The organism is Aeromonas aquatica (assembly GCF_000764655.1).
GTDB lineage: Bacteria > Pseudomonadota > Gammaproteobacteria > Enterobacterales > Aeromonadaceae > Aeromonas > Aeromonas aquatica.
Map to the genome: position 1 here is coordinate 116,001 of NZ_JRGL01000101.1, position 24,039 is coordinate 140,039.

Consider the following 24,039-nt stretch of genomic DNA (forward strand, 5'->3'; position numbering starts at 1 on the left):
TTGCGCCTCTTTCCCTCAGGTCAGCAGCCAGACGGCGGTCTGGTAAGGGGCAAACAGGGCGCTGGCGGGGGCTGTGGGGTAGTTGCCGATGAGCAGCCTGTCCGCCCCTGGCGCCTGGTCGAAATGGGGCATGGGCAAGGTGTCTGCAGTGAGATTGGCGAGCAGCAACAGGACGTGAGTCTGGCCGCAGGCGGGATCCCGGTAGCGGCGCCGGTAGCCGATGCGCTGCGGGTCGTCCGGATCCAGCAGCTCGAAGATGCCGTGGCGAATGACCGGCTGGGCCTTGCGCAGGGCGATCAGCTGGCGATAACAGTGAAACAGCGAATCGGGGCGGGCCAGCTGTTCGGCAGCGTTGATCTCCTTGTAGTTTTCGTTGAGGACTATCCAGGGCTCGGCCGTACTGAAACCGGCGTGAGGGCCGGCATCCCACTGCATCGGGGTTCTGGCGTTGTCGCGACCCATGGCATCGAGGCGCCGCGTCAGCTCGGTGGGGGCGAGCCCCTGCGCCTGCTGGCCGGTGCGATAGTTGATGGCCTCCACATCCCGCAGCTCATGGGGCTGCCAGTGACGGTTGGTCATGCCGAGCTCCTCCCCCTGATAGATGAAGGGGGTGCCCTGCATCAGGTGCAGCACCATGGCCCACTGCTTGGCGCTGAGCTCTCGCCACTGTGGCTCGTCGTTGCCAAAGCGGGAGATGGCGCGCGGCAGGTCGTGGTTGCCGAGAAACAGGCTGTTCCAGCCCTGGCGGTGCAACCCCTGCTGGTGGCGAGCCATGGCCTGCTTGAAGCGCAAGAGCTCAAAGTGCGATGACCACTTGTCCGGCCCCAGCCCCAGGTGCTCGAAGTTGAACACCATGCTGAACTCGCTGCCGTCCGGGTTGGAGTAGCTGCGCATATGGGGGAGATCCGCCCCCCAGGTCTCTCCCACCGTGATGATCCCTTTGCCGCCGAAGCTGGCGTCATTGAGTTCGCGAATATAGCGGTGCAGCTGCGGCCCGTTGCTCATGGCGAGGCGTGACCAGTCCTTGCTCACCATGTCGATCACATCGAAACGAAAGCCCCGGATCCCTTTGTCCAGCCAGAAGTTGATCACCTCGGCCATGGCGTCGCGCACAGCCGGGTTGTCCCAGTCCAGATCGGCCTGGCCGGGATCGAAGTTGTGCAGGTAGTAAAGATCCAGGGCGGGCAGGTATTGCCAGGCGTCGCCGCCGAAGATGGACTGGAGCGGATGGGCATCGACGAAGGCCTGGTCGCGAAACACATAGAAGGCCTGATAGTGGGGAGCCCCGGCGAGGGCGCGCTGGAACCACAGGTGATCGGTGGAGGTGTGGTTGGCGACGATATCCATCATGATGCCGATGCCGTGTGCCCCGGCTTCCTGGATCAGATGCTCCATCTCGGTCAGGGTGCCAAACGCGGGATCGATGTCGCGATAATCTGCCACGTCGTAGCCGTTGTCGCACTTGGGGGAGCGGTAGACTGGGGTGAGCCAGAGCATGTCGACGCCGAGCTCGGCCAGATAATCGAGACGCTGACGAATGCCGTTGATGTCCCCCATGCCATCGCCGTCGCTGTCTTGAAAACTCATGGGGTAGATCTGGTAAATCACGCCGCTGTCGAGAGGGGTCATGGGGATGGCCGGGCCGGGAAAGGGAAGCCCCATTCTAGGTGGTCGCGGCGGCGTGGGGCAGGGGCGGGCACGTCTTGAAAAGGGTTCCAGCGTCGGCCAGTTGTCAAAAGTGCGGATCGGGTCACGGCGCCGCCTCGGCTTGTCGGGGACAAGGCACCAGAGTGGCGCTGCGATAGCATCTTTATCTGGCTGGGGGCGACTCTGCCAGTCGATCCTGCTGGCGTTCGCTCTGGGCTTCCAGCTCCTTGCCGAGGAAGTAGTTCAGGAAGGTGCGGATCACCGCGATGATGGCGAGTCGGATCAGCTCCTCCTTGCTCGGCGCCACCGTGGTCGCCAGTATGTCGGCGGCGAGCTGGAACTCCAGCGCCAGAATGAGCCAGCTGCCGAAGCAGAGCCGGATGCGGGGGAAGCCCGGGGCGTGATCCCGCACCCGCGCCGCCAGCCAAAGGGTCTTGCCGAGCCCGATCACCACGCAGGCGATGGAGATGATCTCCAGCAGCAGCTGGAACAGCTCGACCCCGTGCATCATGGCCTCTCGCAGGCTGGTTATCTCAAGCACCTTCGACTCCTTATCGATTCAAAGGAGACACTATTAACACAATGCTCGCGCAAGACCAACTCAGAGGGCCCGGATGATGGCCACCACCTGGCCAATGGCCGAGCGGGCCGCCGGGCTTATCCCCGCCAGCTGGAAGAAGCCGTGGATGACGCCGAGCTGGCGCTGGCAGCTGGCCTCGACACCGGCTTCGAGCAGGGCCCGATAGAGTGCCTCCCCCTCATCGCGTAGAGGGTCGTATTCGGCCGTGAGGATGTGGGTGCGTGGCAGACCGGCAAGACCTGGATGGTGAAGTGGGCTGGCCTCGGGATGGCGGGTCGGCAGCACGCCCAGATAGGCATGATAGCCGCTTAGCAGCATGTCAGCGGTGATGAGGTAATCCTCGCCATAGTCGCGATAGCTTTGGCTCTCGCCACCGGCATCCAGCATGGGATAGATCAGGATCTGGACGGCGGGGAGGGGGGCGCCCATGGCCTTGAGCCGCAAGCAGGTGACCAGCGTGAGATGGCCGCCAGCGCTGTCACCGGCCAGTGCCAACCGGTGCGGATCTCCCTGCCATTGGTCCAGCCGCACCATGATGGCGAGGGTTGCCGCCAGGGCGTCGTCGTGGGCCGCCGGATAGACATGCTCGGGGGCGAGGCGGGTGTGCACCGCAAACTCCAGCGCATTGGCGCTATTGCACAGCATGCGCAGCTGGCGGTCGTGGGTCTCGAAATCCCCGCTGATGAAGCAGCCGCCGTGAAAGTAGATGAGGGCGGGGTGGGAAGTCTGGGCTCCTTGCGCCGGACGATAGAGGCGAACGGCATACTGGGGCTCGCACCACTCCTCGATCTGCCCGACCTCCTCTCGCTCCCCGCCCAGCACAGCCGAGGAGAGATAGCCTTCGCGCCTTGCCTGCCAGCTCAAATTACTGGCCTTGGGGCGGCCGGCGGCGACAAAGCCATCGACTATCTCGGCGATGGCGGGTTCGAGGGGGGCTTGCATGGGGTACTCCATAATAACTGTATATAAAAACAGTTATTATGGGCTTTCGGGATCCAATGGCAATGGGGCTGGCGTGAGGCGACTCACAGACTCAGCGTTCGATCAGTCTGAATTCAATCACATAGAGCGGCGGCAGGGCGGGGTAGATGTCTCGGATCACCTGTTTGAGCTCGGCCAGGGTCATGTTCTCCTGGCGGGCATGCTCCTCGCTCAGGGCATCGAAGGCCACCGGCTCGACCGACAGTACTTCGATATCGCCGAACGGCTGCTGTTCGGGGTTGGTGAAGAGGGAGAGGCGCTGGCCCGGCTGCCAGTGAGCCTCGCTCTCGTCGCGAATGGTGATGGTCTTGCGGCCCGCCAGAATGTCGTCGACGAAGCGGCTGAAGAAGGTGAACTCGGGGTATTGCGGGGATTGAGTCGACATGACATCTCCAAAAAGAGTTAAGGCACGAGACAGGCGTGCGGCCTGGTGGGCTTACCGCTGCCGACATGGGGCAGAGGGTGGCCTGCGTGGGCACATTCTAGGGGACGCTGGGAGGGGATCGCAGCACTTTTGTCCTTGTGGTGCCGAGTCGTAACAAGAAAGGGCGGAGGGATCCCTTCGTCTTTGCCATTTTTACCGGCTGCAAGCGAGCCCTGATGTGCGATGATGAGGGCTCCCCTTTCTTGACATGTAACAAGATGGGGGCGTGGAAGCTGTGGTCTGATGGACGCGGTTGCAGCCCGGCATCGGGGCGGGAAAGAACGAAAGGAGCGAGTGTGAATTCCGAGTTGATCTGGGTCCTCTGCATGCTGGTGGGCGCCATTTATCTGTTTATTACCAACAAGGTGCGCATGGACGTGGTGGCCTTGTCGATCGTCATCCTGTTTGTGCTGAGCGGCACCCTGACCCTGCCGGAGGCACTGGCGGGCTTCAGCGATCCCAACGTCATCCTGATCGCCGCCCTGTTCGTGGTGGGGGAGGGGCTGGTGCGCACCGGCATCGCCTATCAGGTGGGGGATGCGCTGGTCAAAGTCGCGGGCAGCAGCGAGACCCGCATGCTGGTGCTCTTGATGGTGGCGGTGGCGACCCTGGGGGCCGTGATGAGCAGCACAGGGGTGGTGGCCATCTTCATCCCCGTGGTGCTGAGCGTGGCGAACCGGATGGGGATCCCGGCCGGACGGCTGATGATGCCGCTCGGCTTCGCCGGTCTCATCAGCGGCATGATGACCCTGGTGGCGACCCCCCCCAACATGGTGGTCAACAGCGAATTGATGCGTCACGGCATCCACGGCTTCGGCTTCTTCAGCTTCACCCCCATGGGGGTGCTGATCCTGGGGCTAGGGATCCTCTACATGCTGCTGATGCGCAATTCCCTGGTGCGCGAGGGGGAGGAGGGCAAGGGCAAGCAGGCGAGGCGCAGCACCCTGCGCGACCTCATCCGCGACTACCGGCTGGCCGGCCGGGCTCGCCGGCTGGCGATCCGCCCAGACTCTCCCCTGATTGGCCAAACCCTGGACGAGCTGCAGCTGCGTGCCCGTTACGGCGCCAACGTCATCGGGCTGGAGCGCTGGCGCAAGTTCAGGCGGGTGATGGTGACCGTCTCCGGCGTCACCGAGTTCCAGGCCAAGGACGTGCTGCTCATCGACATGTCCGATCCCGAGGTGGATGTGCGTGAGTTCTGCAGCGAGGCGCGGCTCGAGCCCATGATCTTGCGCGGGGAGTACTTCTCCGATCAGGCGCGGGAGGTGGGCATGGCCGAGGTGTCGCTCATTCCCGAATCCCGCCTGCTCGGCAAGAGCATCCGCGAGGTGGCGTTTCGTACCCACTATGGCCTGAGCGTGGTGGGCATTCGCCGCGGCGGGGAGGCGCTCACCGGCAAGCTGGTGGACGAGCCGCTGCAGATGGGGGATAGCCTGCTGGTGGTGGGTAACTGGAGTCTTATTCGCCAGTTGCAGGCTAAAGTACGGGATTTCCTGCTGCTGGGGTTGCCGGCAGAAGTAGACGAAATGGCGCCGGCCCGCAGTCAGGCCATCCACGCCCTGATCTGCCTCGGGGTCATGATAGTGCTGATGGTGACAGACCCCGTGCCCAACGTCATAGCGGCGCTTATCGCCTGCCTGCTGATGGGCAAGTTCCGCTGCATTGACATGGAGAGCGCCTACAAGTCCATCCACTGGCCGACCCTGATCCTGATCGTCGGCATGCTGCCCTTCGCCCTGGCGTTGCAAAAGACCGGCGGGGTGGATCTCATCGTCGGTGGTCTGATCTCTGCGGTGGGGGATATGGGTCCTCGTGTGATGCTGGCCAGCCTGTTCGCCCTGTGCGCCCTGATCGGGCTCTTTATCTCCAACACCGCCACCGCCGTGCTGATGGCGCCCATTGCGCTGGGCACGGCCCAGCAGATGGGGATCTCTCCCTATCCCTTCGCCATGACCATCGCCATCGCCGCCTCGGCGGCCTTCATGACGCCGGTCTCGTCACCGGTCAATACCCTGGTGCTGGGCCCGGGCAACTACAAGTTCGTGGACTTCGTGCGGATCGGGGTGCCCTTCACCCTGCTGGTGATGGTGGTGAGCGTCATCGCCATTCCCTGGTTCTTCCCGTTCTGAGCGCGCTTGAGGGGGACAAGGAGTGCAAGCGGCCTGCGGGCCGCTTTTTATTGGCCATAGATCTCGACGCTGTGAGATGAAATATTGGGCTGACAAGCCAGTGAGCAGGGAGAGCGGCAGGGAAGGAGAGGGGACAAGGGCTGAAACTCAGGCACAAAAAAACCAGCCTGAGCTGGTCTGTTTGGTACTGCTATTAATGGTGCGGAAGGAGAGACTCGAACTCTCACGCCTAGGGCGCCAGAACCTAAATCTGGTGCGTCTACCAATTTCGCCACTTCCGCAATATTAATGGTGGCTATGACGGGATTCGAACCTGTGACCCCCGCATTATGAGTGCGATGCTCTAACCAACTGAGCTACATAGCCATCTGTCATCGACCACTGTGGTGGAAGAAAACAAGATAATGACTGTGGTACTAGGATACGAACCTAGGAACGTTGACGAGATCAAAACCTCTTACGTTTACCACAGCTATCACCGACAAGGTCGATGAAAGGCAATAATGGCTGGGGTACTAGGATTCGAACCTAGGGATGGCGAGATCAAAACCCGCTGCCTTACCGCTTGGCGATACCCCAACAACGCTCTTCAACAGCATGACATGCCGGCAAAGAACTTTAAAAATGGCTGGGGTACTAGGATTCGAACCTAGGGATGGCGAGATCAAAACCCGCTGCCTTACCGCTTGGCGATACCCCAACTGAACTAATTTATGGTGGCTATGACGGGATTCGAACCTGTGACCCTCGCATTATGAGTGCGATGCTCTAACCAACTGAGCTACATAGCCATCTGTCATCAACCACGAGGTGGAAGAGAACGAGATAATGGCTGGGGTACTAGGATTCGAACCTAGGGATGGCGAGATCAAAACCCGCTGCCTTACCGCTTGGCGATACCCCAACAGCGCTCTTCAACAGCACGGAATGCTGGCAAAGAACTTCAAAAATGGCTGGGGCACTAGGATTTGTACCTAGGCACATTGACGAGATCAAAGCCCCTCAATGTTTTCCTCAGCTTGCTACCGACAGATGAACATCGATAACCAAAAATAATGGCTGGGGTACTAGGATTCGAACCTAGGGATGGCGAGATCAAAACCCGCTGCCTTACCGCTTGGCGATACCCCAACTGAACTGATTTATGGTGGCTATGACGGGATTCGAACCTGTGACCCTCGCATTATGAGTGCGATGCTCTAACCAACTGAGCTACATAGCCAACCGTGCTTCCAGTGAGTCGTTGCCTCGTCACTGTGCGGCCGGAATTATGCGTATCTGGCTCTGGGGCGTCAACCCTTTTTTTGCCAGAAAAACCGAATTTGGGTGCGTTTGGCGAGTTATTGGACGCTATCGTGCAAAAGCCCAACAATCTGGTTTTTTTTGCGACATTTGCCAGTAGATCCGCAACCGGAGCACTTAGCAAAGAGGCCAGCAAATGCTGGCCTCTCATGGGATTAGACGTTGAACAGGAAGTTCATAATATCGCCATCCTTGACGATGTAGTCTTTCCCTTCGGCGCGCATCTTGCCTGCTTCCTTGGCACCTTGCTCACCCTTGTAGGTGATAAAGTCGTCGAAGGCGATGGTCTGGGCGCGAATAAAGCCTTTTTCAAAGTCGGTGTGGATCTTGCCAGCCGCTTGCGGGGCGGTGGCACCGACCGGAATGGTCCAGGCACGCACTTCCTTCACGCCGGCGGTGAAGTAGGTCTGCAGGTTCAGCAGCTCGTAACCGGAGCGGATCACCCGGTTCAGGCCCGGCTCTTCGATACCGAGGTCTGCCATGAATTCGGCGCGATCGGCGTCGTCCAGCTCGGCGATGTCTGACTCGATGGCACAGCAGACCACGACCACGACCGCGTTCTCGGCGGCGGCGATTTCACGCACCTTGTCGAGGAAGGGGTTGTTCTCGAAGCCGTCTTCCGCCACGTTGGCGATGTACATGGTGGGCTTCAAGGTCAGGAAGTTGAGGTGGCTGACGGCGGCCAGCTCTTCCTTGTCCAGCTTCATGCCACGGATCATCTGGCCGTTTTCCAGCACGGCGCGAATTTTTTCCAGGGTCTCCACTTCCAGCTTGGCATCCTTGTCGCCACCCTTGGCGCGCTTGGACTGACGGTGGATGGCGCGCTCGCAGGCGTCCAAGTCAGACAGGGCCAATTCGGTATTGATCACCTCGATGTCATCGGCCGGGGAGACCTTGCCCGCGACGTGGATGATGTTCTCGTCTTCGAAGCAGCGCACCACGTGGCCGATGGCTTCGGTCTCGCGGATGTTGGCCAGGAACTGGTTGCCCAGACCCTCACCCTTGGAGGCGCCCGCCACCAGGCCGGCGATGTCCACGAATTCCATGGTGGTCGGCACCACGCGCTGGGGATTGATGATGGCCGCCAGGGCATCGAGACGGGGATCCGGCATGGGGACCACACCCGTGTTCGGCTCAATGGTGCAGAACGGGAAGTTGGCGGCTTCGATGCCGGCCTTGGTCAGCGCATTGAACAGGGTGGATTTGCCTACATTGGGCAGGCCCACGATACCGCATTTAAAACCCATGGATTGTTACCTTACTTGATGGATGCTGTGAGGGACGCCCTTGGGCGACCCATGTCATGCTTGCTCGGGCCCTGAGGCGGCAAAACCGCTCATGACCCGGGTCATCTCTTATGTGAGCCGGTGCCGACTGCGCACCGGCGCTCTATACCTTCTCGGCCTTGAAGCTGTGCAGCCGGTTCATGGCCTTGGTCATGTCCTGCTTGAACAGGATGTCGGTAGCGTGTACATCGGAATTCGTCCAGTGCACCACCGACTAAAATCGGTTCAAACCTTCTCGGCCTTGAAGCTGTGCAGCCGGTTCATGGCCTTGGTCATGTCCTGTTTGAACAGGATGTCGGTGGCGCGCAGGGATTCGTCCAATGCGGCCTCGATCAGGCTCTGTTCACTGCTGGGGGCCTTGGTCAGCACGAAGCCGGCCACCAGCTCCTTGGCGCCGGGATGGCCTATCCCCAGACGCAGCCGGAAGAAGTTATTGTTGTTGCCCATCCTGGCGATGATGTCCTTGAGGCCATTGTGGCCGCCGTGACCGCCACCCTGCTTGAACTTGGCGATGCCGGGGGGCAGATCGAGCTCATCATGGGCCACCAGCATCTCTTCCGGGGCTATCTGGTAGAAGCGCGCCAGCGCTGCCACGGCCTTGCCGGAGAGATTCATGAAGGTATTGGGGATGAGCAGTCGCACATCCTGCCCTTCCACCAACATGCGGGCGGTATGGCCAAAGAACTTGGGCTCTTCGCGCAGGCTGACGTTGTGCCAGCGGGCCAGTTGCTCCACATACCAGGCCCCCGCGTTGTGGCGGGTCTTGGCATATTCGGGGCCGGGATTACCCAGACCGACAATCAGTTTGATTTGATTCGTCACGCTTGATGTCTTCACTCGCTGCTTGCCCGGGACGGATGGTCCGGGGCAATGGGACGCAATATTCTAGCCGCCGACTGGCGATCACTCAACCAAAGCTCGGCAACTGCCGGGAATAAGGGCGGAACTGGTGGTCAACGACGGCAAAACGGGCCCTGTCAGGGCCCGTTTTACGCGCTGTCTGCCTGGGGTATTGGGGTCAGTCGGCCCGCTGCAGGGTGACCGTCTCCTCGGTCAGTGCCGTCAGGGTCGGGCGCTGCTCCTTCACATACTGCACGAAGGAGGCGGCATCGGTGCCGCAGTCGACGGTCTCGGCCTTGCAGTCCAATGCCTGGCCGTCGCCGTAGCGGGCGCTCAGTTGGTCGCCGTTTTGCACCACCTGCAGCACGGGGAAGGCGGTCAGCTTGCCATCCACCCAGGCGAGATCCACCCGCTCGGCCTGCTGTACCTGGGCGCGGGCCAGCGCCTGCCAGCCGTCGTTGCCGTTGGCGCTGTAGGCGTTCATCACCACTTTGTAGCGCTGGCCATCCACCAGATCCTGCCACTGCCCATCGGCCGCCTGCCATTGCAACTGGGTCAGGGAGCCCTTTTTACCCGCCAGGGTTTCGGTGAAGCGGTAGCGCAGATGGCCGCTGTAGGGGAACTTGCCGGCGTGGGCGCTGGGGGCCAGGGTGGCGCTGATGGTTTCGGTCAGCAGGGCGCGTACCTCGGCGCCGGTCAGGGTCAGCACGGCGAGCGGGTTCTTGAACGGCAGCAGGGTGAGGGCGGGATCCCCTTGGCGCAGCTCGCCGGCGGGCAGATCGGCGCGCACGCCCCCCACCGCCAGCAGGGCGAAATCGACAGGGCCGCCGGTCAGCGCCTGCACCGCCGGGGTGTTGGCCCAATAGTACTGGCCTTCGGCCACCAGGGGGGCGACGTCCGAGCCGTGGCTGTCGCTGCCGTTGTCCCCCGGGCGGCGGGCGTTTTGCAGCGCCGCAGGCAGGGTGGCGATGACGGGGCCAAAGGCCTGCTCCAGCGCCGGTTTGAAGTGGCTGTCGATGATACCGCGCAGGCGGGGATCCTCATCCACCGTCACCAGGTTGGGCTGGGCGTCGATAAACTTGTTCGCCTGCTGGCTGCGGGCTTGGTCGAGGGGTTGCTGGCGGGCCGGATCGGCGAAGAAGTCACCGCTGGCCAGCAGCCGGTTCTGACCGTTGCAGGCGATGACGCGGCCCTGGCCGTCGAAGCTGACACGGGCCAGGCCTATAGCCTCGGCATAGGAGCCCGCCTGCACCACGCAGGTGAGGCCGACCCCGTCCGGGTTGGTGACCAGCGCCGCGTATTCCCCGATGTTGCCCCAGCCGATGTTGCTGAAGTCGCCGAGCAGGCTGTGGGAGTGGCCGCCGACGATGGCGTCCAGCCCGTTGACCTCGGCCGCGAGCGCCAGATCCCGGGCGTTGCCGATGTGGGTCAGGGCGATGATGTGGTTGATGCCCTTGGCTTGCAGCAGATCCACCGTGGCCTGGGCCGTCTCGACTTCCTTGCGAAAATGGAGCTGGCCGACGTTGGGGGAGATGTTGGCCATGTCTTCCAGTACCAGCCCCATGACGGCGACCAGCTGCTTGCCTTGCGGCAGATGGTTGAGATCCGGGACCGGGGTCTTCTGGTTACCCTCGAAGGCGTAGACCACGAAGGGCTTGAGGTTGCGGGCCTGGCTCAGATCCGGGTCGGCACCGACCTCCAGGTTGGCGGCCAGCACCGGGAAGTTCACCCCCTCGATGAAGCGGGCCAGCTTGTGGTTGTCGAGATCGAACTCGTGGTTGCCAAGGGCCATGGCATCGAGCCCGAACTGGCTGAGCAGCTCGGCGTTGGCCATCCCCTCGTTGAGCTTGAAGTAGCCGCTCCCCTGCCAGGCGTCACCACCGTGCAGCAGAAGCAAGGGCTCATTCTTGGCGAGCGCGTCCGCTTGGTAGGCCTTGGCCATGGTCAGCAACCGGGGGTAGCCGCCGAGGCGGGTGTAGAGGGTATCTTTCTCTCCCGTGTTGCCGAAGATGGCGCCCTTGAACTCGGCGTTGACCGGATCGAACTGGGAGTGGGTGTCGTTCATGTGCGCCAGGGTCAGGGTGAAAGGCGCATGGTCCTGACCGGGCAGGCAGGCGGAAAGCAGGGCACAGAGCGGGAGGAGGAGCAGGGGACGCAAGCACTTCATGGGACATCCTTAACCTGCCGGGGCAGGGCAATACCGGGTCTGGCTAGAAAAACAAAAACCGCCAGTCGGCGGTTTTTGTCACAACGGGGCTATCAATGCTCAAACATGGCAGAGATGGACTCTTCGTTGCTGATACGGCGGATGGCTTCGGCCAGCACGGTAGAAAGGGTCAGCTGCTTGACCTTGTCAACGGCTTTCATCTCGGCAGTGAGCGGGATGGAGTCGGTGATGATCAGCTCGTCGATGACCGAATTCTTGATGTTTTCCACGGCGGAGCCGGAGAAGACAGGGTGAGTCGCATAGGCGAACACGCGCTTGGCGCCGCGCTCTTTCAAGGCTTCTGCGGCCTTGCACAGGGTGCCACCGGTGTCGATCATGTCATCGACGATGATGCAGTCACGGCCAGCCACGTCACCGATCAGGTGCATGACCTGGGAGACGTTCGGGCGGGGACGACGCTTGTCGATGATGGCGATGTCGGTGTCGTCCAGCAGTTTGGCGATGGCACGGGCACGGACCACGCCGCCGATGTCCGGCGAGACGACCACGGGGGATTCGAGGTTCTTGGACTGCATGTCTTCCAGCAGCACTGGGCTACCGAACACGTTGTCGACGGGGACGTCGAAGAAGCCCTGGATCTGCTCGGCATGGAGGTCAACGGTCAGCACGCGATCCACACCCACGCTGGACAGGAAGTCGGCGACAACCTTGGCGGTGATGGGCACACGGGCGGAGCGGACGCGGCGATCCTGACGGGCATAGCCGAAGTAGGGGATGACGGCAGTAATACGGCCAGCTGAAGCACGACGCAGTGCATCCACCATGACGATCAATTCCATCAAATTGTCGTTGGTCGGGGCACAGGTGGATTGAATGATGAAGATATCGCCACCACGTACATTCTCATTGATCTGTACGCTGATCTCGCCGTCGCTAAAGCGACCTACGGCAGCATTGCCGAGTTTGATAAACAGGCGATCTGCGATCTTCTGGGCTAGTTCCGGCGTTGCGTTACCAGCAAACAGCTTCATGTCAGGCACGGTTTGAAACCTCGGGGTTGCATCCAGTATGTGGAGAGTCTGATTTCAGACCCGTATCGTTCTCGGGCAAACGATTCATAGCATTGACGAGCGGAGTTACCGCAGGCTGTCGCCGGCCTGGGTTGTAGTCAGCTATCGGCGATCCAAGGACATCGAGGAGAAACCGGGCAGATTGACGAGAATGCTCTCTTCACACTTCCCGGACCGTCATCGATTGCCTATCTCAATCACCAAGAGAATGGCTGGGGTACTAGGATTCGAACCTAGGAATGGCGAGATCAAAACCCGCTGCCTTACCGCTTGGCGATACCCCAATCACTGACTTGTTGCAAAGTGACGAACAGTGGTGATATGTTCTCGCCCTTGGCGACAAACCCATCCCAACCTTCCGGCACTCTTGCCAACACCTTCCGAGCAGCCACTTCGTCTTCAAATTGAGCAAAGACGCAAGCTCCAGTGCCCGTCATTCTTGACGGCGCGTATTCTAGCAACCAGCCGAGCGCATTGGCAACCTCGGGGTGGCGCTTTTTCACCAGCAATTCGCAATCGTTTTTCCACCCCCCCTCCCGCAACTGCTTTTTAGCCAGCAGATCGGACAAGGCCATCTTGGGCGTGTCTCTTGGCAGGTCAGGATCCTGGAACACGGCGGCGGTAGCCACATGGCAATCGGGCTTGAGCACCAGATACCAGGCGCTTGGCAGCTCGACCGGTTGCAGCTTCTCACCGACCCCTTCCGCAAAGGCGGCGCGGCCGCGCACAAACACCGGCACGTCGGCACCCAGCTGGACGCCAAGCTGGGCCAGCTCATCCTGGCTGAGCCCCGCCTGCCAGAGGTGATTGAGGGCGACCAGCGTGGTGGCCGCATCCGAGGAGCCGCCGCCGATACCGCCCCCCATGGGCAGGTTTTTTTCCAGCCGGATATGGGCCCCCTGTGGGTTGGCCAGTTTGCTCTGTAATAACCGCGCGGCGCGGATGATCAGGTTCTGCTCATCGGGCACGCCGGGGATGGCGGGGCTCAGGGTGAGCGAGTCTGTATCCGGCAGCGGCTCGAATTCGAGCCAATCCCCGTGGTCGAGGAAGATGAACAGGGTCTGCAACTCGTGATAACCATCCGGGCGGCGGCCGTTGACGTGCAGGAAGAGGTTCAACTTGGCCGGTGCGGGCCAGCGGATTAGCGCCATCGACGGTGCCTGGTCTGGGGAGCTCATCATGGGGCCAGGGTCCACTGGTTGATCTGCAGCTTGAGGCGGCTGCCCTGGCCCGTCATGGTCAGCAGGTGGGGCAGGCGATAGCCTTCCTGGTCCCGGTAGTCGCCATAGACAATCTGCCACTGGCCGTCGCGCACCGAGGCCAGGCTGCGTCGGGGTTGAGCTCGAACTCGGCCTGACCCGGCAGCCCCTTGATCCATTCTGGCAGCCCCTGCACCGGGATATTCCAGCCGGTGAGCTGGTAGACCAGGGCTTCGGCGTCCTGGCTGTGGTGCAGCTTGCCGTCGTTGTCGATCAGCGTCACCTCGCCCTTGTTGCGGGAGAGCTCCAGGATGTGGGTGCCAACGATGCTGCTGAGATTGAGGCGATAGTCATCGCCATCTTGCTGCCAGTTGAGACGGGCGCTGCCCTTCTGTTGGGGAGTGATGATGGCCATCTTGCCCGACAGTTGCCAGTGATCGAGCCGCTCGAGACGGGCGCGCTCCTGCTGCCAGTTGACCTGATCCCGCTGGGGTTGAGTAGTGGTACAGCCGGCCAGTACCAGCAGGCAGGCGAGGGAGAAAATACGCAAGAACAAGGTCATGCTCCAGAAAGGTGATTTGCAACAGTATAAGGGGCGGCCGTATTGCTTTTAAAGACTTACCCTTTCTCGTACAATTGTCGGCCTCATACCCTGTGCACGAAACGATCATCATCCACTCATGAGTCTGCTCGCCCTCGGAATCAACCATAACACCGCCAGTGTCGCCTTGCGGGAACGGGTCGCTTTTGGCCCGGACTGCATCGATCGCGCCTTGCGTGAGCTGGTGAAGCAGCCCGGTGTCAGCGAGGCGGTGATCGTCTCCACCTGCAACCGCACCGAGCTGTATTGCAGCCTGGAGCAGGGGAACTCGGAACAGGTGTTGCGCTGGCTGCAAGCCTTCCACAAGCTGGATGCGAGCGAAGTGATCTCCGCCATCTATCAGCATCAGGACGAAGAGGCGGTACGCCACCTGATGCGGGTCGCCTGTGGCCTCGACTCCCTGGTGTTGGGGGAGCCGCAGATCCTGGGGCAGATCAAGCAGTCTTACGCCCATGCCCAGCAGGCCGAGGCGGTGAAGGGGGCCCTAGAGCGGCTGTTCCAGAAGTCCTTCTCGGTGGCGAAACGGGTGCGTACCGACACCGAGATCGGCGCCAGCGCCGTGTCGGTGGCCTTCGCCGCCGTGAGTCTCGCGCGCCGGATCTTCTCCGATCTCTCCCAGACCAAGGTGTTGCTGGTCGGCGCCGGGGAGACCATCGAACTGGTGGCCCGCCACCTGCGCGAGCAGAACGTGACCCAGATGATGGTCGCGAACCGCACCCTGCAGCGCGCCCAGCTGCTGGCCGAGGAGTTTGGCGCCCAGGTGATGACCCTGGAAGAGATCCCGGACTACCTGCACGAGGCGGACATCGTCATCAGCTCCACTGCGAGCCCGCTGCCCATCATCGGCAAGGGCATGGTGGAGCGCGCCCTCAAGGCGCGGCGCTTCAAGCCGATGTTCCTGGTGGACATCGCCGTGCCGCGGGACATCGAGGCCGAGGTGGATGAGCTGTCCGACGCCTATCTCTACACGGTGGACGATCTGCAGGGCATCATCGAGCAGAACCTCGAGACCCGCAAGAAGGCCGCCGCCGAGGCGGAGCTCATCGTGCATGAGGAGCGCGACGACTTCATGGGCTGGTATCGCAGCCAGCACTCGGTCGATCTCATCCGCGACTATCGCCACCAATCCCAACAGGTGGCGGACGAAGAGCTGCAACGTGCCTTGCTGGCCCTGGCACAGGGCGAGAACGCCGAGCAGGCGCTCAAGGCCATGGCCCATCGTCTCACCAACAAGTTGATCCACGCCCCGACCCAGGCCCTGCGCCAGGCCGCCGCACAGGGGGATAACCACAAGCTGTCCCAACTGCGCCAGGTGCTGGGGCTGTCACAAGAGTCATAATTTTCGGGCAACCTGCCGGTTGTCCCGTCCTCCATTGAGAACACAAGATTTATGAATCCGTCATTGATCAGAAAGCTGGAAGGCCTCATCGAGCGCCACGAAGAAGTACAGGCCCTGCTCGGCGAGCCCGGGGTCGCCTCGGATCAGGACAGATACCGTGCCCTGACCCGGGAATATGCCCAGCTCGAAGATATCGTTCACGCCTTCCAGCGCTTCCGTCAGGCCGAGGAGGATCTGGCGACCACCAAGCTGATGCTGGAGGACACCGACACCGACCTGCGCGAGATGGCGCAGGAGGAGTTGCCGCTGGTCAAGGCCGCGCTGGAGGAGCAGGAGCAGGCGTTGCAGGTGATGCTGCTGCCGCGGGATCCCAAGGATGACAACAACTGCTATCTGGAGATCCGCGCCGGTGCCGGCGGCGACGAGGCGGCGATCTTCGCCGGCGATCTGTTCCGCATGTATTCACGCTACGCCGAGCGTCAGGGCTGGCGCGTCTCCATCGTCAGCTGCAACGACGGTGAGCACGGTGGCTATAAAGAGGTGATCGCCAAGGTGGACGGCGAGCGCGTCTACGGTCGCCTCAAGTTTGAGTCCGGCGGTCACCGGGTGCAGCGGGTGCCCGAGACCGAATCCCAGGGGCGGGTGCACACCTCCGCCTGTACCGTGGCGGTACTGCCGGAAGTGCCGGAAGCCGAGCAGATCGAGATCAATGCGAACGACCTGAAGATAGACACCTTCCGCGCCTCCGGGGCCGGCGGTCAGCACGTCAACAAGACCGACTCCGCTATCCGCATTACCCACCTGCCGACCGGCCTGGTGGTGGAGTGTCAGGATGAGCGCTCCCAGCACAAGAACCGCGCCAAGGCGATGTCGGTGCTCTCCGCCCGCCTGCAGGCGGCCGAGGACGAGCGCCACCGCGCCGCCGAGCAGAGCACCCGCCGCAACCTGGTGGGCTCTGGCGATCGCTCCGAGCGCATCCGCACCTACAACTACCCCCAGGGGCGCCTGTCCGAGCACCGCATCAATCTCACGCTCTATCGCCTCGGCGAGATCCTGGAAGGGGATCTGGACTGCGTGATCACCCCGCTGGTGCAGGAATACCAGGCCGATCAGCTTGCCTCTCTGGCAGATAACGGCTGATGCAGATCCAGCAGGCTCGAGCCCACATCATGACGGTATTGGCACAGGGGGAATCCCCCCGTGCCGACGCCGATGCGCTGCTCTGCCATCTGCTGGGGTGCCGGCGCGGCTACCTGATGACCTGGCCGGAGCGCGAGCTCGATGCCGCCCAGCAGGCGACCCTGATGGGCTGGCTCGAGCGTCGCCTCCATGGCGAACCCATCGCTCACCTCATCGGTGAGCGGGAGTTCTGGTCGCTGCCCCTCAGGGTGAGCCCGGCGACCCTGATCCCGCGCCCGGACACCGAGGTGTTGGTGGAGCAGGCGCTGGTCCGGTTGCCGGAGCCGGCCCAAGCGAGTCAGGCGCCCCTGGCCCTGCTGGATCTGGGCACCGGCACCGGCGCCATCGCGCTGGCGCTCAAATCCGAGCGACCCAACCTCGACGTATGGGCCGTTGACCGGATGCCGGAGGCCGCGGCGCTGGCCCGTGCCAACAGCGCGGCCCTGGGGTTGCCCATAGAGGTGCGCGACGGCAGCTGGTTTGAGCCGCTATCGGGCGCGCCGTGTTTTGCCATGATCGTCTCCAACCCGCCCTATATCGACGGGACGGATCCGCACCTCGAGGAGGGGGACGTGCGCTTCGAGCCGCGCTCCGCCCTGGTGGCTGACGAGCAGGGGCTGGCGGACATCCGCCTGATCGTGGCCGAGGCACCGGCCCATCTGACGGCGGGTGGCTGGCTGCTGCTGGAGCACGGCTGGAACCAGGGTGAGCCGGTGCGTCAACTTTTGCTGCAACGGGGCTACCGCCAGGTAGAAACCGTGCGCGATTACGGGGATAACGAACGAGTGACCCTGGGACAATGGCCTCTGTATGAGGAACCCGGGCCACATTCGAGTGAGGACAACTGATGTATGTTGCTATCAAGCATCTGCATGTGCTGCTGATTGCGGCGGCTGTGCTGGTGTTTATGCTGCGTTTTTACTGGGCACAGACCGGCTCTGAGCGGGCCAGCGGTCGGGTGCTGCAAGCCAGCGGCTGGCTCAATGGGCTGGTGGTGCTCTCCGGCGTCCTGCTGTGCATGGTGCTGGATCTCAATCCGTTCAACAACGCCACCCCCTGGCTCAGCGAGAAACTGACGGCCATCCTGGTGGTGGCCTTCCTGGGCCTGATGGCGCTGCGCCTCGCGCGCAGCAACGCCATCCGCTGGTTCGCCTTCCTCGGCGTGCTGGGGTGGGTCTATTTTATCGCCAAGCTCGCGGTGCAGAAGCAGGCCAGTCTGTTCGGTTAGGAATGACGAAGATGATACGTGTGGACGAATGGACCGATTTCGAGGCTCATGATCTGGCCGAACTGGCGTTGTCGGTGAGCGACGAGATCCTGGGCCGCAGCGGCGCCGGTGAGACCGAGCTGGCCCGGCTCGATGCCTGGCTGGACGAGGCCATCGCCGAGGGCAACTGTGACGAGGTGCGCCGCCAGCTGCTCGCCGGCTTCTACCAGACCCTGGGGTTTCGTGGCGACTGGCAGGATTACTTCTCGGCCGCCAACTGCGATCTGGCCCAGGTGCTGGAGCGCAGGCAGGGCATTCCGGTGAGCCTCGGCATCCTCATCATCCAGCTCGGCCGCAAGATAGGCCTGGATGTAGAGGGGATCTGCTTCCCCGGTCACTTCCTGGTGAGCTTCGCCGGCAGTGAGGGCGAGGTCTATGTGGACCCCTTCAACGGCGATGAGCTGAGCCTGCATCGCGTCGAGCTGCTGCTGCGCGGCGCCCTCGGCAACCTGGCTACCCTGAGCGATGACCATCTGCAGCCTTCGGGGCAGTGGGAGATCATCGAGCGGCTGCTCAACGTCAGCAAGGGTGCCCTGCTGCGGGAGGAGCGCATGACGGAGGCGCTGCGCTGCAGCGAGCTGTTGCTGCGCATGAAGCCCGGCGATCCGCTGGAGACGCGGGATCGGGGCTTCATCTACGAGCAGCTCGACTGCCCCCGCTTCGCCGCCGACGATTTTGAATACTTTATTGAACAATGCCCGGACGATCCGGTGGCCGACGTGCTGAAGTCGCAGCTGGCCGCACTGGATCTGAGCCCCAAGCCCCTTCACTGAGGATGCCTGGGAAATGAAAGAATATCGTGGTCAGCTGTGCTGAGGTACGGCGAACCAACTTGGATTCAAACCCCAAGCCCCTTCAATTAAGGATGCTGAGATGGAACAGAAGAATATCAAGATCAACCAGATCGATGTGGCCAACGACAAGCCGTTCGTCCTGTTTGGTGGCATGAACGTGCTGGAGTCCCGCGACATGGCGATGGCGGTGTGCGAGAAGTACGTGGAAGTGACCACCAAGCTTGGCATCCCCTTCGTGTTCAAGGCGAGCTGGGACAAGGCCAACCGTTCCTCCATCCACTCCTACCGGGGCCCGGGTCTGGAAGAGGGGATGAAGATCTTCCAGGAGCTAAAGGCGACCTTCGGCATGCCGGTCATCTCCGATCTGCATGAGGTGCATCAGGCCAAGCCGGTCGCCGAGGTGGTAGACGTGATCCAGCTGCCCGCCTTCCTGGCGCGCCAGACCGATCTGGTGGAGGCCATGGCCCGTACCGGCAACGTCATCAACATCAAGAAGCCGCAGTTCCTGAGCCCAAGCCAGATGAAGAACATCACCGACAAGTTCGAGGAGTGCGGCAACGATCGCCTGATCCTGTGCGAGCGGGGTGCCAACTTCGGTTACGACAACCTGGTGGTGGACATGCTGGGTCTGGGCGTGATGAAGAAGAGCACCGGCGGTTATCCGGTGATCTTCGACGTGACCCACTCCCTGCAGTGCCGCGATCCGCTGGGGGCCGCCTCCGGTGGTCGTCGGGATCAGGTGACCGAGCTGGCCCGTGCCGGCATGGCGGTCGGCCTGGCCGGCCTGTTTATCGAGTCACATCCGGATCCGAAAGTGGCCCGTTGCGACGGCCCGAGCGCCCTGCCGCTGGACAAGCTGGAAGGCTTCCTGAAGCAGATGAAGGCGATCGACGATCTCATCAAAGGCTTCGAGCCGCTGGATACCTCCGCCTGATATAGGAGGCGGATCGCTTGCTGAAAAATGCCCCGCCACGCGGGGCATTTTTTATGTCCGCTATATTCTCATTAAGGTCTTAAATAAATCACCGACCAACTATATCATGGTTGCCGTGGTGTTAATGATGTTAAATATGTTGTGTGATTGATGTCGCTAAATTGATTCTTATAACGTGTGAAAGTGCTGCCGTTGGAATGGCGAAATAGCATGAACCGGGTGAAATAGGGTTATATTTCGCCGCGGATCACTGCACAGTTTTTTTGCCATCGCCCATGTCAATTAATTAACAGGACGTTGAGCATGCACAAGAAAATATTAAGCAGCCTCTATTTTCAGGTGATATTGGCCATCACCATAGGGGTATTACTGGGGCACTTCTATCCAAGCCTTGGCGCCGATATGAAACCGCTCGGTGATGGTTTTGTGAAATTAATCAAGATGATCATTGCCCCCGTGATTTTCTGCACAGTCGTGACCGGCATCGCGGGGATGGAGAGCATGAAGGCGGTGGGCAAGACAGGCGCCATTGCGCTTATCTATTTTGAGGTGGTCAGCACCCTGGCACTGGTCATCGGCCTGTGCGTGGTGAACCTGCTGCAACCGGGGGTGGGCATGAACGTGGACCCGACCACCCTGGATGCCAGCGCCATCTCTGTCTACACCGAGCAGGCCAAATCACAGGGCATCATCGCCTTCCTGCTCGACGTGATCCCGGGCAGCGTGATCGGCGCCTTTGCCAGCGGCAATATTCTGCAGGTGTTGTTGTTTGCGGTGCTGTTTGGCTTCTCCCTGCATCATATCGGCGAGAAGGGAAAACTCATCTTCAATATGGTGGACAGTTTCTCCCAGGTTATTTTCGGCATCATCAACATGATCATGAAGTTGGCGCCGGTTGGGGCATTTGGCGCCATGGCCTTCACCATCGGAAAATATGGCATCGGCTCGCTGGTTCAGCTCGGACAATTAATCGCCAGCTTCTATCTGACCTGTCTGCTGTTTATTTTCCTGGTGCTTGGCAGCATCGCCAAGGCCAATGGTTTCAGCATCCTGCGCTTTATTTCCTATATCAAGGAAGAGCTGCTAATCGTGCTGGGAACCTCCTCTTCCGAATCCGTCTTGCCGCGCATGCTGGTCAAGATGGAGGCGCTCGGCTGCAAGAAATCCGTGGTGGGTCTGGTGATCCCGACCGGTTACTCCTTTAACCTGGACGGCACTTCCATCTACCTGACCATGGCCGCCGTTTTCATCGCCCAGGCGACCAACACGCCGCTTGACCTGTTCCATCAGATCACCCTGCTGGTGGTGTTGCTCATCTCCTCCAAGGGGGCGGCAGGGGTGACCGGCAGCGGCTTTATCGTGCTGGCAGCGACTATCTCGGCGGTGGGGCACCTGCCGCTCGCCGGGCTGGCGCTGATCCTGGGGATAGATCGCTTCATGTCGGAGGCCCGCGCCCTGACCAACCTCATCGGCAACGGGGTCGCGACCCTGGTGGTGGCCCGCTACTGCGATCAGCTCGACGAGCAGCAGATGCACGAGGTGCTCGCCAAGCCGGCCGCCGTGCAGCGCGTCGATCAACATGGCTAAGTGCCGAAGGCCTTGCATCAGTGCAGTGACGAGAGATAGTCACCCATAAAAAAACGGCCCGAGAGGGCCGTTTTTCGTGGAAGCTGTTATCGCCGGGCGAATTACAGGCTCTTGGTGAAGGTGCGGGTGATCACGTCACGCTGCTGTTCCGGGGTCAGGGCGTTGAAACGCACGGCGTAGCCGGAGACACGGATGGTGAGCTGCGGATACTTCTCCGGATTGGCGATGGCCTCTTCCAGGGTCTCACGGCTCAGCACGTTGACGTTCAGGTGTTGACCACCCTCGACCACCGGCTCGGTTTGTACCGGCAGTTCGCGATATTCGAACTGGCCCAGATCGGACAGCGCCACTTCCTGGTCGGCGGCGAAGCTGTCGCCCTTGGCGCAGATGCAACGAGCCTGTTGCTTCTCTTCGTCCAGCAGCCAGAAAGAGTTCAGCAGTGCGGCGTTGTTGGACTGGGTGATTTGGATGCCCTTGATCATGGTATGACTCCTCATAGGAAAGCGGGTTCAATGGTAAGGACATCTCCCCGATGTTGTTTAACTACCTCGCTCGCGGAGCAGTTAAAGGGGGCTTGCCTTACACCTTTACTTCGTTGGGGTCATATATACCACGATGGTAATAATACGAAAATTGATCCAAATCAAAAAATGCGCACATAGCGCGTAGCTCAAGATATTAAATTATTGAGTTTAATCAAAATTCTCTCATTTTTATGATTTTTTAAGATATATGAATTATGCATTTTATATTTATCAAATCTAGTAATTTAACTACATCTTTAGGTCTTTTAGGTTTCCGAGATCCCTGTCCGCACCGACTGGGCGCAGAGCAAAACCGGATCCGGCTGGAATACAGGGGCAGGTATGGCGCCAGAGGTATCGGTAAAAAGAATAAATAAATGACTAAAGCATCGTTTTATCAGATGGTCGCAGAGAGGAAAGCGCGCTTGTCACCGGCCTCGCCTGGGAAGAGATGGCTGAGCCACGGTTGCGTCCGATGGCCTTGGCCCCTATTCTGGGCGCCTCGTTGCTTCGCGCGCAGCACAGCGGTGCGCCGATGGGCGAATGCGGGTGAAGCAAACGGCGAGAAGAGAGATGGGTATTTTTTGAGGAGAGTGGTGTGGTGACCTGGACTGATGTACCTGATGCGGAGAAAGCGGTAGAAGGGCAAGGAGCGCAGGACTCTCATTCTACGCCTTCGGCTAAGGAGATTGAGATGCGGACCTGGACTGACGTGATTGGATCGGAGAAAGAGCAGGACTATTTCAAGGCAACCCTGGCGACCGTCAGGAGTGAGCGGGAAGCGGGCAAGGTGATCTATCCCCCCGCCACCGAGGTGTTCAATGCCTTCAAGCTGACCGAACTGGATCAGATCAAGGTGGTGATCCTGGGGCAAGACCCCTATCACGGCCCGAACCAGGCCCATGGCCTCTGCTTCTCCGTCCTGCCCGGGGTGCGCACGCCTCCCTCTCTGGTCAACATCTATAAGGAGATGCAGCGGGACCTGCCGGGCTTCGTCACCCCCAGCCACGGCTTCCTGGAATCCTGGGCCAAACAGGGGGTGCTGCTGCTCAATACCGTGCTGACGGTGCAGGCGGGCATGGCTCACTCCCATGCGCATCTGGGCTGGGAGACCTTCACCGACAGGGTCATCGAGCAGATCAATGCCAGCTGCCAGGGGGTCGTCTTCCTGTTGTGGGGCGCCCATGCCCAGAAGAAGGGGCGTTTCATCGACCGCCAGCGCCACCACGTGCTGAGTGCTCCCCATCCCAGCCCGCTCTCCGCCCATCGCGGCTTCATCGGCTGTGGTCACTTCTCCGAGACCAACCGCCTGCTGGCCCAGCAGGGCATGACCCCCATCGACTGGCTCTCGGTCTGCGAATTGCCGGTCAAGACCAGCCTGATCTGACCCCCACAGTGCGAGCCCGAGAGGGCTCGCACTGTTTCTGGTCGCCTGTGTCGTTGGCAGGAGGCGGCAATTTCGGTCATTTGAAGGAAGGTGCATGAGCCGGGATTGTCTGCGCCAGATTTGATTGAGTGCAAAGTTAGCGCAATAAATGACCGTATACTCGAGGTAGGATCTTTCTCAAATCAGTGCAAGGAGTGCCCATGTTATCCAGTCTGCATAAGGACCACCTCAACATCGCCAAGCTGCTGCAATTGCTCAAGAGCAAGCTTGCCGCCATCCGCAGCGAGCAGCGGATCAGCTACTTCCTGATCCGGGACGTGGTGGATTACCTGCGGGAGATCTCCGACAAGTACCACCATCCCAAGGAGGACCTCATCTATGACTACTACCTGAAATACCGGGTGGTGGAGGGGGAGGTGGCGAACCGGTTGCACGAGGAGCATGCCCGTCTGCTGGAAGCAGGCACCGAGCTCAAGGAGATGGTGGAGATGATACTGATGGATGCGGTCATTCCGCTTGAGCAGTTCACCGCCAAGCTCGAGCAGTTCATCGATCAGCAGGAGGCGCACATGAACTATGAAGAGGGGGTGATCTTCCCCCATCTGCGCGATTCCCTGACCGAGGACGACTGGCGTCAGCTCGAACAGCTCTGGCAGAACAGGGCCATCAGCGATCCCCTGTTCGGAATAGAGGTGAGCCAGCACTTCCAGGCGCTGGCCAAGCAGCTGTCGTTGCCGCACACGCCCTGATTACCAGCCCTCCAACAAAACGCCCCGGCTTGAGCGGGGCGTTTTAGTTTATC

Annotated in this window: 20 protein-coding genes, 9 tRNA genes and 1 pseudogene; 10 read left to right on the plus strand and 20 right to left on the minus strand. The window is 61.0% G+C overall.

Annotated features, from left to right (window positions below):
- Positions 1-15 precede the first annotated feature (15 nt).
- The 4 genes from LG30_RS0112460 to yqfB form a co-directional block, all read right to left on the minus strand.
- On the minus strand, positions 16-1,629 hold the full coding sequence (locus LG30_RS0112460; protein ID WP_033131031.1) for a glycoside hydrolase family 13 protein: 1,614 nt from the start codon (positions 1,627-1,629) through the stop codon (positions 16-18).
- A gap of 181 nt (positions 1,630-1,810) precedes the next feature.
- Positions 1,811-2,188, minus strand: a complete 378-nt coding sequence (locus tag LG30_RS0112465; RefSeq protein WP_033131032.1) for a DUF1622 domain-containing protein — start codon at positions 2,186-2,188, stop codon at positions 1,811-1,813.
- Positions 2,189-2,248: 60 nt separating this feature from the next.
- Positions 2,249-3,169 carry an alpha/beta hydrolase gene (locus LG30_RS0112470; RefSeq protein ID WP_033131033.1) on the minus strand — a complete coding sequence of 307 codons (921 nt, stop codon included), beginning with the start codon at positions 3,167-3,169 and terminating at the stop codon, positions 2,249-2,251.
- A gap of 91 nt (positions 3,170-3,260) precedes the next feature.
- The gene (gene yqfB, locus LG30_RS0112475; protein ID WP_033131034.1) at positions 3,261-3,593 is read right to left on the minus strand and encodes a N(4)-acetylcytidine aminohydrolase; all 333 of its coding nucleotides are present in this window, start codon (positions 3,591-3,593) and stop codon (positions 3,261-3,263) included.
- A 335-nt stretch (positions 3,594-3,928) separates the two neighbouring features.
- On the opposite strand from yqfB, the gene LG30_RS0112480 reads away from it, so the two are divergent.
- Entirely contained in the window at positions 3,929-5,761 is a 1,833-nt protein-coding gene (locus LG30_RS0112480; protein ID WP_033131035.1) for an SLC13 family permease, read from the plus strand.
- Between the two features lie 197 nt (positions 5,762-5,958).
- Here the strand turns inward: LG30_RS0112480 and LG30_RS0112485 are convergent.
- The 15 genes and pseudogenes from LG30_RS0112485 to lolB all read right to left on the minus strand — a co-directional run bounded on the left by LG30_RS0112485 (position 5,959) and on the right by lolB (position 14,187).
- Positions 5,959-6,042 (minus strand) — tRNA-Leu (locus tag LG30_RS0112485).
- Between the two features lie 8 nt (positions 6,043-6,050).
- Positions 6,051-6,127 (minus strand) — tRNA-Met (locus LG30_RS0112490).
- Between the two features lie 138 nt (positions 6,128-6,265).
- Positions 6,266-6,340: transfer RNA gene (locus LG30_RS0112495), tRNA-Gln, on the minus strand.
- A 46-nt stretch (positions 6,341-6,386) separates the two neighbouring features.
- Positions 6,387-6,461 (minus strand) — tRNA-Gln (locus LG30_RS0112500).
- A gap of 14 nt (positions 6,462-6,475) precedes the next feature.
- A tRNA-Met gene (locus LG30_RS0112505) sits at positions 6,476-6,552 on the minus strand.
- Positions 6,553-6,590: 38 nt separating this feature from the next.
- Positions 6,591-6,665 (minus strand) — tRNA-Gln (locus tag LG30_RS0112510).
- 152 nt (positions 6,666-6,817) lie between these two features.
- Positions 6,818-6,892 (minus strand) — tRNA-Gln (locus LG30_RS0112515).
- A gap of 14 nt (positions 6,893-6,906) precedes the next feature.
- Positions 6,907-6,983 (minus strand) — tRNA-Met (locus LG30_RS0112520).
- Positions 6,984-7,218: 235 nt separating this feature from the next.
- Positions 7,219-8,310, minus strand: coding sequence for a redox-regulated ATPase YchF (ychF, locus tag LG30_RS0112525; protein ID WP_033131036.1), 1,092 nt, complete (start codon positions 8,308-8,310; stop codon positions 7,219-7,221).
- A 264-nt stretch (positions 8,311-8,574) separates the two neighbouring features.
- Positions 8,575-9,171, minus strand: coding sequence for an aminoacyl-tRNA hydrolase (pth, locus tag LG30_RS0112530; RefSeq protein ID WP_033131037.1), 597 nt, complete (start codon positions 9,169-9,171; stop codon positions 8,575-8,577).
- A gap of 196 nt (positions 9,172-9,367) precedes the next feature.
- Positions 9,368-11,356, minus strand: coding sequence for a bifunctional metallophosphatase/5'-nucleotidase (locus LG30_RS0112535; protein WP_033131038.1), 1,989 nt, complete (start codon positions 11,354-11,356; stop codon positions 9,368-9,370).
- A 92-nt stretch (positions 11,357-11,448) separates the two neighbouring features.
- A complete protein-coding gene (locus LG30_RS0112540) occupies positions 11,449-12,396 on the minus strand; it encodes a ribose-phosphate pyrophosphokinase (RefSeq protein WP_033131039.1) in 948 nt (315 codons plus the stop codon).
- Positions 12,397-12,635: 239 nt separating this feature from the next.
- Positions 12,636-12,710: transfer RNA gene (locus LG30_RS0112545), tRNA-Gln, on the minus strand.
- Positions 12,690-13,577, minus strand: coding sequence for a 4-(cytidine 5'-diphospho)-2-C-methyl-D-erythritol kinase (gene ispE / locus LG30_RS21600; protein ID WP_081966172.1), 888 nt, complete (start codon positions 13,575-13,577; stop codon positions 12,690-12,692). The genes LG30_RS0112545 and ispE overlap by 21 nt, the downstream gene beginning before the upstream one ends.
- A 26-nt stretch (positions 13,578-13,603) precedes the next feature.
- Positions 13,604-14,187, minus strand: a pseudogene (gene lolB / locus LG30_RS20990) (lipoprotein insertase outer membrane protein LolB).
- Between the two features lie 118 nt (positions 14,188-14,305).
- Between lolB and hemA the strand changes: the two are divergent.
- The 7 genes from hemA to LG30_RS0112590 all read left to right on the plus strand — a co-directional run bounded on the left by hemA (position 14,306) and on the right by LG30_RS0112590 (position 21,326).
- Positions 14,306-15,565 (plus strand): glutamyl-tRNA reductase, encoded by a 1,260-nt coding sequence (hemA, locus tag LG30_RS0112560; protein WP_033131041.1) that lies wholly within the window; start codon positions 14,306-14,308, stop codon positions 15,563-15,565.
- 51 nt (positions 15,566-15,616) lie between these two features.
- A complete protein-coding gene (gene prfA / locus LG30_RS0112565) occupies positions 15,617-16,705 on the plus strand; it encodes a peptide chain release factor 1 (RefSeq protein ID WP_033131042.1) in 1,089 nt (362 codons plus the stop codon).
- Positions 16,705-17,592: a peptide chain release factor N(5)-glutamine methyltransferase gene (gene prmC / locus LG30_RS0112570; protein WP_052101036.1), complete on the plus strand. Its 888-nt coding sequence runs from the start codon at positions 16,705-16,707 to the stop codon at positions 17,590-17,592. Before prfA ends, prmC begins: the two co-directional genes overlap by 1 nt.
- A complete protein-coding gene (locus LG30_RS0112575; RefSeq protein WP_033131043.1) occupies positions 17,592-17,972 on the plus strand; it encodes a SirB2 family protein in 381 nt (126 codons plus the stop codon). Before prmC ends, LG30_RS0112575 begins: the two co-directional genes overlap by 1 nt.
- 11 nt (positions 17,973-17,983) lie before the next feature.
- Positions 17,984-18,784, plus strand: a complete 801-nt coding sequence (locus tag LG30_RS0112580) for a SirB1 family protein (RefSeq protein ID WP_033131044.1) — start codon at positions 17,984-17,986, stop codon at positions 18,782-18,784.
- Between the two features lie 100 nt (positions 18,785-18,884).
- Complete coding sequence (kdsA, locus tag LG30_RS0112585; protein WP_033131045.1) at positions 18,885-19,739, plus strand: 3-deoxy-8-phosphooctulonate synthase; 855 nt, start codon at positions 18,885-18,887, stop codon at positions 19,737-19,739.
- Positions 19,740-20,042: 303 nt separating this feature from the next.
- Positions 20,043-21,326, plus strand: a complete 1,284-nt coding sequence (locus LG30_RS0112590) for a dicarboxylate/amino acid:cation symporter (RefSeq protein ID WP_033131046.1) — start codon at positions 20,043-20,045, stop codon at positions 21,324-21,326.
- A gap of 101 nt (positions 21,327-21,427) precedes the next feature.
- Here the strand turns inward: LG30_RS0112590 and grcA are convergent, their stop codons facing one another.
- Positions 21,428-21,808, minus strand: a complete 381-nt coding sequence (gene grcA / locus LG30_RS0112595; RefSeq protein ID WP_033131047.1) for an autonomous glycyl radical cofactor GrcA — start codon at positions 21,806-21,808, stop codon at positions 21,428-21,430.
- A 736-nt stretch (positions 21,809-22,544) separates the two neighbouring features.
- On the opposite strand from grcA, the gene ung reads away from it, so the two are divergent.
- Both ung and LG30_RS0112605 read left to right on the plus strand, forming a co-directional pair.
- Positions 22,545-23,237, plus strand: coding sequence for a uracil-DNA glycosylase (ung, locus tag LG30_RS0112600; protein WP_033131048.1), 693 nt, complete (start codon positions 22,545-22,547; stop codon positions 23,235-23,237).
- 200 nt (positions 23,238-23,437) lie between these two features.
- Entirely contained in the window at positions 23,438-23,986 is a 549-nt protein-coding gene (locus LG30_RS0112605) for a hemerythrin domain-containing protein (protein ID WP_033131049.1), read from the plus strand.
- Positions 23,987-24,039: the final 53 nt, after the last annotated feature.

Coding starts and splice junctions, on each gene's coding strand:
- LG30_RS0112460 (WP_033131031.1), bottom strand. CDS start 1,629: ATGACCCCTCTCGACAGCGGCGTGATTTACCAGATCTACCCCATGAGT.
- LG30_RS0112470 (WP_033131033.1), bottom strand. CDS start 3,169: ATGCAAGCCCCCCTCGAACCCGCCATCGCCGAGATAGTCGATGGCTTT.
- yqfB (WP_033131034.1), bottom strand. CDS start 3,593: ATGTCGACTCAATCCCCGCAATACCCCGAGTTCACCTTCTTCAGCCGC.
- ychF (WP_033131036.1), bottom strand. CDS start 8,310: ATGGGTTTTAAATGCGGTATCGTGGGCCTGCCCAATGTAGGCAAATCC.
- LG30_RS0112535 (WP_033131038.1), bottom strand. CDS start 11,356: ATGAAGTGCTTGCGTCCCCTGCTCCTCCTCCCGCTCTGTGCCCTGCTT.
- ispE (WP_081966172.1), bottom strand. CDS start 13,577: ATGGCGCTAATCCGCTGGCCCGCACCGGCCAAGTTGAACCTCTTCCTG.
- hemA (WP_033131041.1), top strand. CDS start 14,306: ATGAGTCTGCTCGCCCTCGGAATCAACCATAACACCGCCAGTGTCGCC.
- prfA (WP_033131042.1), top strand. CDS start 15,617: ATGAATCCGTCATTGATCAGAAAGCTGGAAGGCCTCATCGAGCGCCAC.
- prmC (WP_052101036.1), top strand. CDS start 16,705: ATGCAGATCCAGCAGGCTCGAGCCCACATCATGACGGTATTGGCACAG.
- LG30_RS0112575 (WP_033131043.1), top strand. CDS start 17,592: ATGTATGTTGCTATCAAGCATCTGCATGTGCTGCTGATTGCGGCGGCT.
- LG30_RS0112580 (WP_033131044.1), top strand. CDS start 17,984: ATGATACGTGTGGACGAATGGACCGATTTCGAGGCTCATGATCTGGCC.
- kdsA (WP_033131045.1), top strand. CDS start 18,885: ATGGAACAGAAGAATATCAAGATCAACCAGATCGATGTGGCCAACGAC.
- LG30_RS0112590 (WP_033131046.1), top strand. CDS start 20,043: ATGCACAAGAAAATATTAAGCAGCCTCTATTTTCAGGTGATATTGGCC.
- grcA (WP_033131047.1), bottom strand. CDS start 21,808: ATGATCAAGGGCATCCAAATCACCCAGTCCAACAACGCCGCACTGCTG.
- ung (WP_033131048.1), top strand. CDS start 22,545: ATGCGGACCTGGACTGACGTGATTGGATCGGAGAAAGAGCAGGACTAT.
- LG30_RS0112605 (WP_033131049.1), top strand. CDS start 23,438: ATGTTATCCAGTCTGCATAAGGACCACCTCAACATCGCCAAGCTGCTG.